The organism is Mycobacterium pinniadriaticum (assembly GCF_026242045.1).
Lineage (GTDB): Bacteria > Actinomycetota > Actinomycetes > Mycobacteriales > Mycobacteriaceae > Mycobacterium > Mycobacterium pinniadriaticum.
Window position 1 is genome coordinate 1 of the sequence record NZ_JAPJDO010000076.1, and the last position, 8,456, is coordinate 8,456.

At 63.5% G+C, this 8,456-nt stretch carries 8 protein-coding genes and 1 pseudogene; 2 read left to right on the forward strand and 7 right to left on the reverse strand.

What is annotated here, in order from left to right; genetic code table 11:
- Positions 1 to 255, forward strand: a pseudogene (locus tag ORI27_RS32345) (hypothetical protein); the annotation flags it as partial.
- Here ORI27_RS32345 and ORI27_RS32350 read toward each other — a convergent pair.
- Positions 252 to 2,189 carry an alkaline phosphatase family protein gene (locus ORI27_RS32350; RefSeq protein ID WP_266001331.1) on the reverse strand — a complete coding sequence of 646 codons (1,938 nt, stop codon included), beginning with the start codon at positions 2,187 to 2,189 and terminating at the stop codon, positions 252 to 254. The pseudogene ORI27_RS32345 and the gene ORI27_RS32350 sit on opposite strands and share 4 nt — an antisense overlap.
- A 108-nt stretch (positions 2,190 to 2,297) precedes the next feature.
- On the opposite strand from ORI27_RS32350, the gene ORI27_RS32355 reads away from it, so the two are divergent.
- Positions 2,298 to 3,785: a bifunctional phosphatase PAP2/diacylglycerol kinase family protein gene (locus ORI27_RS32355; RefSeq protein ID WP_266001330.1), complete on the forward strand. Its 1,488-nt coding sequence runs from the start codon at positions 2,298 to 2,300 to the stop codon at positions 3,783 to 3,785.
- A 194-nt stretch (positions 3,786 to 3,979) separates the two neighbouring features.
- Here ORI27_RS32355 and ORI27_RS32360 read toward each other — a convergent pair whose 3' ends face one another.
- The 6 genes from ORI27_RS32360 to ORI27_RS32385 form a co-directional block, all read right to left on the reverse strand.
- Entirely contained in the window at positions 3,980 to 4,306 is a 327-nt protein-coding gene (locus tag ORI27_RS32360) for a hypothetical protein (RefSeq protein WP_266001329.1), read from the reverse strand.
- 102 nt (positions 4,307 to 4,408) lie between these two features.
- On the reverse strand, positions 4,409 to 4,744 hold the full coding sequence (locus tag ORI27_RS32365) for a hypothetical protein (RefSeq protein ID WP_266001328.1): 336 nt from the start codon (positions 4,742 to 4,744) through the stop codon (positions 4,409 to 4,411).
- A gap of 256 nt (positions 4,745 to 5,000) precedes the next feature.
- Entirely contained in the window at positions 5,001 to 5,327 is a 327-nt protein-coding gene (locus ORI27_RS32370) for a hypothetical protein (protein WP_266001327.1), read from the reverse strand.
- A 96-nt stretch (positions 5,328 to 5,423) separates the two neighbouring features.
- Positions 5,424 to 5,816: a hypothetical protein gene (locus ORI27_RS32375; protein ID WP_266001326.1), complete on the reverse strand. Its 393-nt coding sequence runs from the start codon at positions 5,814 to 5,816 to the stop codon at positions 5,424 to 5,426.
- Between the two features lie 996 nt (positions 5,817 to 6,812).
- On the reverse strand, positions 6,813 to 7,160 hold the full coding sequence (locus tag ORI27_RS32380) for a hypothetical protein (RefSeq protein ID WP_266001325.1): 348 nt from the start codon (positions 7,158 to 7,160) through the stop codon (positions 6,813 to 6,815).
- Positions 7,161 to 7,162: 2 nt separating this feature from the next.
- A partial coding sequence (locus ORI27_RS32385) for a putative alpha/beta hydrolase (protein WP_456085475.1) occupies positions 7,163 to 8,456 on the reverse strand: 1,294 nt, incomplete at its 5' end.

The window sequence follows — 8,456 nt, forward strand, 5'->3', positions numbered from 1 at the left end:
GAACTATCCAACCTCGTGCTGCTCTGCCCGTATCACCACCGAGAACACCACCGCGGCGAGATCACCATCACCGGCCCCGCCGATCACCTGACTGTCATCGACCGTGACGGCGAAACCCTCACCGCAGGATCACTCGCACGCCCACCGAATCATCCACCACCGAAGGTTCCACCGTGTCCCGGGCCGACCGGCGAACGCGCCCAATGGAAGTGGTACCACCCCTTCGAACCACTACCCCCACCAACCGACAACTAGGTCCAGAATTCGTTGAGCGGCTGGGCGTACTTGTCGTTGTTGGTCAGCGGGGCGATACCGAGCGACTCCTCGATGGTGCGTTGCAGGCTGTAGTGGTTGTAGTGGTCGGTGGCGACGAAGGCTCCCCCCTGCATCCCGGCATCGATGGCGGCCTGGTTCGGGATCACCACCATGACGACGTGGTTACCCTCGTTTCCGATGCCGAACGAAATGTTGTTGTAATCCTCGTCGAAGGTGAGGAATACCGCGGTGCTCTCGTTCGACGACCACAGGTCCGAGTTGAAGATCGTCGACATCTGCTCCTGGATGAACTGATCGCCGGCCTTCACGTTGTACTGGTGCGTGGTCAGCTGACTGAACGCGAAATGAGCGATGCCGGGAAGAGTGCTGATCGGACCCTCCATGTTGGTGGCTTCGTCGGCGGCGAACCACACGAAATCCGCGACACTGGAAGGGTCTTGGAAATCGGTTGCCATCTGCGAGATGTCCCGGATCTGCGAATTCACCAGGGCCTCGTTGGTGTAGATGTCGTGGAAGGCCAGGAAGGGTGTGCGGTCGGTCGGCGTGCTGTATCCGCCGCCACCGTTCTGATACGCCGCCCATGACTTGCCAGCCGCAACCAGTTCGTCGGCGATGTTCGGTTCGTCGAAACAGTTTGCAGCGCAGTTGTAGTGGGTCCCGAAATCGGACCCACCGAGTATCGGGTAATAGTTCGGGTCGCTCGGATGGGTCAGGGCGTAGTAGTTCTGCGCGTAGCCGTACGAGTTGATCAAGGAGTTGATGTACGGCGCGTTCGGGCTGCCGACGATGTCACCCACGCCGTGGTTCTCCATGTAAACCATGATCACGTGATCCAGCGAGCCGACGTTCGAAGCCGGCGGATCTGGCGGAGCCGGGGCGGGCACCGATGCCCCCACCGTGAACGAGAGGTTGTCGGCGTAGGCGTTGTTGTAGTTGCTCAGTATCGGGTTGCAGTCGCTGAAGGTGACGACGACCTGCGCGCTGCGAGTGCCCACCGGGATCACCCCGGACGTGTCGCGCTGCTTGAACCCGGTCTGCAGCAGGCGGTCCAGCGCGGTGACGGGACCGATCTGGGCGCTGCTGATGTAGGCGTTGTTGGTGTCCAGGAAGTTGACCTTGACCGTGGTTCTAGACGGGTCGAGCAGATATCCGCCCAAGAATCCGCTGAGGTCATAGGCGACGCCACCGGGGGTGGTGTCGATCTCGTTCTGGATGGAACTCAGATCCACGACCTGGGTGAGCGACGATGTCGCGACGTTGCCGCCGCCGAAGAACTGATTGCCGCCGTCGGGCACCGCGGTCTGCGGGAAGCCGAAGATCCTGGGCAGGGTCGGGCCGAGAGTGCCGAACAGCCCCGGCAGGTTACGCAGGGTGCCGTACTTGATCACCGTCGGCGTGCCCGTGATCGTCCAACCCGGCATGGACACCGCGCTGTAGGCCGACAGTGACGGGTCGCCGACCTCGGCACCCGGGTTGACCAGGAGGTTGTCGCTCATCACGACGCTGGGGGTGACGGGCGTGACGGCCGCGGTTTTGGGTGTGAAGGCCTGGTTCAGCCCCCGGCGGACTTCGTCGGCCACCGCCGCGAACACGGCCGGCGACGGCGGTGGCGGTACTTGTGGGCCGTGCTTCAGCAGCTGACCCAACCTGTCGGCCAGCCCGGTGGCGACGTGGGTCAGGGTGCCGGACACCTGGGCGGGCGTCGCGACCCGCACAGCACCGGATTTGTGGGTCGCCCCCGATGGGGTGGCGTGCTTACCCGGCCGTACGTGCGCCGTTCCGGACGACTTCGCCGAGCCCGAGTCTGACGGTGCGGCGTCGGCGATTGGCGAACTGATCGTCGCCAACGCCAAGCCGACCCCAAGGGTCGCGGCCAGCATTCCGACTCGGCCGACATATTTCGAACACCCCATGAACGGCTCCTTTGCTCACCCGTGCGGCAACTGATTTCACACCCGCACGAGCGCCCAAGTCCCGGAAATTGACAATGCCGTAGGAAAATTCACAGCTACGTTGGATTGATGAGATCGCGCAGCTTGCTCGAGGGCCAGGGCATCCGACAGATCACCAGCGGCCTGGGCACGCTGGACCGCGAGGTCTTCGAAGCCGTCGCCGAATCGCCGACGGCGCTGCTGGACAAGGCGATGCCCCTGCTGACCCGCGCTGCCGACCACTCCAAGCTGTGGTTTGCCATTGCCGCAGCACTCGCCGCGACAGGATCGCCGGCGGCGCGGCGCGGAGCCTCTCGCGGAGTGGCCACGCTCGCCGTCACCAGCCTGGTGACCAATCAGGTCGCCAAGCGCGTCTGGAAGCGTCCGCGACCCAACCGCACCCTGGTGCCCCTGGTGCGGCGGCCACACAGGATGCCGACGTCGAGTTCGTTGCCTTCCGGGCATTCAGCCAGCGCGGCCGCATTCGCCGTCGGCGTCGGCCTGGAGAGCCCACCGTTGGGGCTAGGGCTGGCACTGCTGGCGGGCCTGGTGGGCCTGTCTCGGGTGGCCACCGGTGCGCACTATCCCGGTGATGTGTTCGCCGGTTTCGGTATCGGGGCGGCGATCGCGGTCCTGGGCGGACGACTGGTTCCGCCCATCGTGTCGGCCAAGTTGCCCGCCACCGAGCCGCTGCGCATCGACACCCCCGAACGTCCCGCGGGCGACGGCGTGGTCCTGGTGGTCAACCCGGCGTCGGGCAGCGGCACCGGTGCCCGCGTCATCGACGAGGTCCGCGAGAAGCTTCCCAAGGCCGAGATCGTCGAACTCGGTGACGGCGACGATCCCGAGTCCGTTCTGCGCGACGCCGCACAGCGCGCCGAGGTGCTCGGAGTCGGCGGCGGCGACGGGACGGTGTCCTGCGCGGCGGCGGTGGCGGTATCCGAAGGCGTTCCGCTGGCGGTATTTCCGGCCGGGACGTTCAACCACTTCGCCAAGGACATCGGCTGCGACACCGTCGAACGCACCGTCTCGGCCATCCGCTGCGGGCATGCGGCCTATGTGGATCTGGTCTGCCTCAACGACGAGCAGATGGTGATCAACACCGCCAGCATCGGCGCCTACCCGCAGTTCGTGCACGCCCGGGAGAAGCTCGAGCACAAGATCGGCAAGCCGCTGGCCGGGCTGTACGCGATGCTGCACACGCTGCGCAGCGAGACGCCGGTGCGGATCCGCTACGACAACAAGACGCTCGAGACGTCGTTGTTCTTTCTGGGCAATTCCGTTTATCTCCCATCAGGTTTCGCGCCGGCTCGGCGCATCCGCATGGACGATGGACTGATCGACGTCCGTATCTTGGAAACCGGTCGGCGGCTGAGCCGGCTGCGCATCCTGACCGCACTTGCGTTGGGCCGCTTAGAACGCAGCCCGCTGTACCACGAGATGCAGGTGCCGGAGTTCTCCTTCGAGGCAGTCGACGGGCCGACGCAGCTTGCCCGCGACGGCGAGGTCGGTGACGCGTACGAACACGCCAGTTTCACGGCGCGGTATCGGGTGCTGCCCGTCTTTCGGCCGCTGTAGCGATCCTGCGCGTGGTCCGGTGGCTAAACTCCAGTTCTCCCATGTGTTCACGCAATTGGGTTGGGCGGCAGCTTCTTGAGCTAGGTCGGTAGCCGCCACCAATTGACCCTGCTGCCTCTCCGATGGTCTGCCCCATGGGTGCGCCGTCTTCGGGGGGGCTCGACCGGCCATCGCTATTCGTAGTTGCCGCATTCCTACTCGTCGAGTGCCGGCGGCCGATCGGGGCGCCGGTTGCGATGAAATGCCGCATAGACGCGGCCGTTGATCTTGAGGAAGTTCGTCCAGAAGCCCGCGATAATCACCAGGGTAAGTGCAGCCATGATCGATACGAACAACCCGCTCTTCCAGTCGGGCAGTTGCGATAAGAACATTAGTACCGTGGCGGCCGCGCAACAGGTCCACCAGACTCGTCGTTCGATGGAATCCGGTGACAGGGTTGCTGACTTCCACAGCGGGAAATTACTGAAGATGGCGGCGGCGGCGAGCGCGACCAATGCCGAATAGCCGAAGATCTCTTGCATTCTCACCAGCTCTTTGCGCCCAGAACGGAATTGGTAGTTGCAGTGATAACCACCGCTTTGCGCCAATCATTGGTGACCGTTTCGTCGGGCCGGGAGTACACGCTACTGCTCAGAATCAGGTCGGCGGTCGGTGGGCGTTGCGGCGATGATGCGATCACCGAACTTGATGTAGTTGGTACGGAAAAAGGCCCAAACGATTGCAACGAATATCAGGGCCGCGTAGGCAGCGAGTGCAAGTCCGAGCCCTCTCGGTATGAGCGAGGCCGAGCCGACTGCACCGCCAATCACCCACGCGAACCAGTAGAACCTTCGATCCCAGTGTGGCTCGCGCGCAACCACGGTGGCGACCCAGCCGCCGAGTATCAATACACTGCCGACGACCAGAAGGACTCCAGACCATGCCGGCATCAGCACTTCAGTTGCCGAAAGCGTAATCAAACAGTCCCCCTACCTTTCAGTTGCGGACCTATCCAGCCCCCGAACTTCCCACCACCGAAGCGAATCACGATTGAACCGATGACCGCAGCGGCCACAGCGCCTTTCGGTCCGATAGCAGAGCCGGCGAGCGCCCGGGCGCCGACTGCGGCAAGGCAGCCACCACCAATTAACCCCGCCGTCTCTCCGATGGTCTGCCCATAGGTGCGCCCGCTCCGAGGGCTCGACGCCTGATTACTATTCGCAGTTTGCTGCACTCCTACTCGTCGAGGGCCGGTGGCCGGTCGGGTCGGCGGTTGTTGTTGAACGCGGAGTAAATCCGCCCATTGATCTTGATGTGGTTGGTCCACTGGAATGCGATCGCGAGCAGCGCCACGGCCGCGCCGATCGAGAAAAACAATCCCTGCCGCCAGTCGGGAAATTGGGAAAAGAACAACAGCACGGAGCCGATCGCACACCCGGTCCAATACACGCGCCGTTCGATCGAGTCGGGTGACAACGTCGCCGACTTCCACAGCGGGAACATGCCCAGAATGCCTCCCGCGATAATCGCGGCCAGGCCGATGTAGGCCAAAGTACTCTGCATGTCTACCAACTCTTCCCGCCGCCGCCCACCAGACTTGGATCGAAATAACTGCCGATCCTGCCCCCAAGATCTTCGCGACCTAGGCCGCCAACCGCACTATTGCTCATCTTCGGGCGCCAGCGCAGGTGGGCGATCTGGGTGGCGAAAAATATCGAAGGCTGCGTAGATCCGCCCGCCAATCTTCAAATGGTTCGTGCGGAGGAATGCGATCGCCACCAATGCAATTCCACCCCCAACTCCACCGAACAGACCACGCGAGACGTTGGGCCATTGCGAAACGAATACAAGGACGCACGCGACGACGCACCCGGTCCAATAGAACCATCGCTCAATCGAATCAGGCGACATCGTGCGAGATTTGAATGGAGCGCGGGTACTGCCGATCACACCGATCGCGATGGCACCGAACGCCAGCCACATTAATAGGTTGTTGCCTCGCTGAACTTGAGAGCCGCCGGCGACGACGAACGTTGCGACCAGTTCATACATTTGATTCACCATGATCTTCCGCCTCCGCCAGCAGCCGCAACCTCTGGACGCCCGGCATTAGAACCTCCCACCGCTCGCGTGTGAATCAGTGCCTTGGTCGCTGCTCGGAGCGATCAAAGTTCCTGAGAGGACGACGTTTCCCGTACTGATACCCGGTCGTGTAGCCGATGGCCGGGAGCATCCAAAGAAGCAGCGAAACAACGGCGGCGATTGCCGCCGGGATCTTTTGGCCGCGTACCGCGCGGTAGGCGTCGTGAGGCATCGTCAACGCCGGCTAGCGCTCCCATTAGGGTCAAGGCAGCCGTCCCGAGAACAGATTGCAAAACCCAGCCAACAAGTACACGTCGGCCGCAATCACGGCGGTGAGGACCGCTGCGATCCACCAAAATCCGTCCGCGGTGACCACACCGTTGTAGCTGTTGGCAGGTGGGGAGGTGGCGGTGGGGAGTCAGACCCATCCTCGGGAGGGATCCGGATGGGTGTTCTTCACGAAGACAGAGCGCGGTCGACCACCAATCTTCAGTTGCCAGCCAACGAAATACGCAAAGCCGACCGCAAAGAAAACACAAAGCGCCAGAGTGAGGACCACGACGCGTAACGGCCGCCCCGGAGAGCGCCACGCTGGTTGTCAGCAGCACCGTTGTCGCGGTCGAGCCGACCCAGTAGCTGAGTCGTGCGCTTCGTCTACTCGTGCAAAGGAGTTGTGAAATAACAACGAATATGGCAACTGCGGGGGCCCCCAGCAGGAAAGCGGAAGGGCCGTCCAGAAGGAGCCGCTGCCCAGCGGCCGCCAGCGATGTTGGTGTGGCGGCGTCTCCGAGAAGATCAATTGTCAAATTGCGCACTCCCCATCCACCCAGCGTCTTTCCGCCAACCCAAGGATGATCGCGCCGGCCACCGCCGCGACCGCGACGCCTTCCGGGCCAATTGCCGAGTTCGCAAGCGCCCCGGCTCCCCTACCGCCGATGATCGCAGGCTGGCACATGCCGGGATTACTCACTCGATTTCGTCCCGGTCGTCGTCACGGGCTAAGGCCGGTGGCCGGTCAGGGCGGCCGTTGCTGGAGGCACCATATACGCGACCCTTGATTTTGATGAAGTTGGTCCAACGACCGGCGACGGCGACTAGGGCCAGTGCCAACATGATTGATGCAAAGAGCGCGCGCCCCCACTGGGGCGTTTGCGAGAGAAACACTGACGCCGTCGCGACCGCGCAGCAGGTCCACCAAACCCGTCGTTCAATCGAGTCGGGAGAGAGCGTGGCCGACTTCCACAGCGGGAAATTACTGAAAATGGCGGCGGCGGCGAGCGCGACCAATGCTGAATAGCCGAAGATCTCTTGCATTCTCACCAGCTCTTTCCGCCGCCACCGGCCGACCCGAACGCCGGGTCGAAGAGTGACCCGATGCCACCACCCAACTGCTCTCCCCCGAGACCTCCGACTACGCCGGCCGCAACGACGATCGCCGCCGTGGTCCACGGGCCGGTGAACGACCCGGCGACGGCTGCCGCACCCCAGGCGGCCGCAGAACCACCCGCCACACCCCCCAGCGCGCTACCCAGCTCTTCACTACTGCCGCCATGAGCGAAATCGTTGAAGGCGGTACCGAGTTCGACCAGGTCGCCAACCCTTCCGACCCTGCGGGCAAGATGTGCCCACTTCGCGGCGTCGGTCGGCGACAACAGATCTTCCAGCTTCGCGTGCGCGCCGGTAGGTATTCCCTTGGCGTAGGCTTCGACACCATTGGCCGCCGGTCCCGTGTATCCCGCGAGATCGCTTGCACCATGCAACAAGTCGTTGATTACTGCCTTGGCGCCGTCCTCGGACATGCCTTGGCTAGTAAGCGCAGTCATTGCCTGCCTCACCGCAACAACTCGCCCGAACTGTTCGCCCTCGTCCAACGTCTGGGTCGCTTGGTCGGCCGTCATCGGGGGCAGGCCGTAGAGCCCTTGTTCTAGTTGTCGTTGCAGGTCGAGTCGGCCGCGGGCTCGCGTCCGGGCATCCCCACCCAGGATCGGGTCTTTGGGTAGGGGGCCGACGAAGTGGGCCATGCGGAAGTCATCGAGGCGTTCACCGGCCAGCCGGCGGGCTTCGGCGTCGGCGGCAGGGTTCGTGGCGGTGGCAAAGTCGCGCAATCGTGTTGCGGCGTCGGCCTTGTCCTGGGTCATCGGGCCGCCGTCGTTGACCAGGGCTTCGTCCTTGGCCCGCTGGTTGACGTCGTAATAGTCGACCGATTCGCGCCCCCGCTGCTCGGAGCCCGGTTCGCCGTCACCGTCGACATCCTCAATCGGCGCCGGGTCGTAACCGTGTTCGGCGCGCAGATCGGTCAACGACGCCTCCAGCTTGGCGCCGTAATCATCACGCAGACCCTCGACCTGACGCAGCACATTAGCGGTCACCGAGATCGCATCATCCTCCAACGCCGAGGTGTCCTGATCGTGGGCCAACGCCTGATCGATCAACGCGTCGAGGTAATGCAACTGGGTGTCGAGGTTGTCCACCTGCATCCCGGAAAACCGCTGGGCCTCCGCCAGGTTCGCCGCGATACCGGACAGATCGGCACCGATCGCGGGCAACTGGTCACGCTGGACCAGCAACCGGGTCGTCGCGCGCTGAACCTCGGCACTGTCATTGATCGGA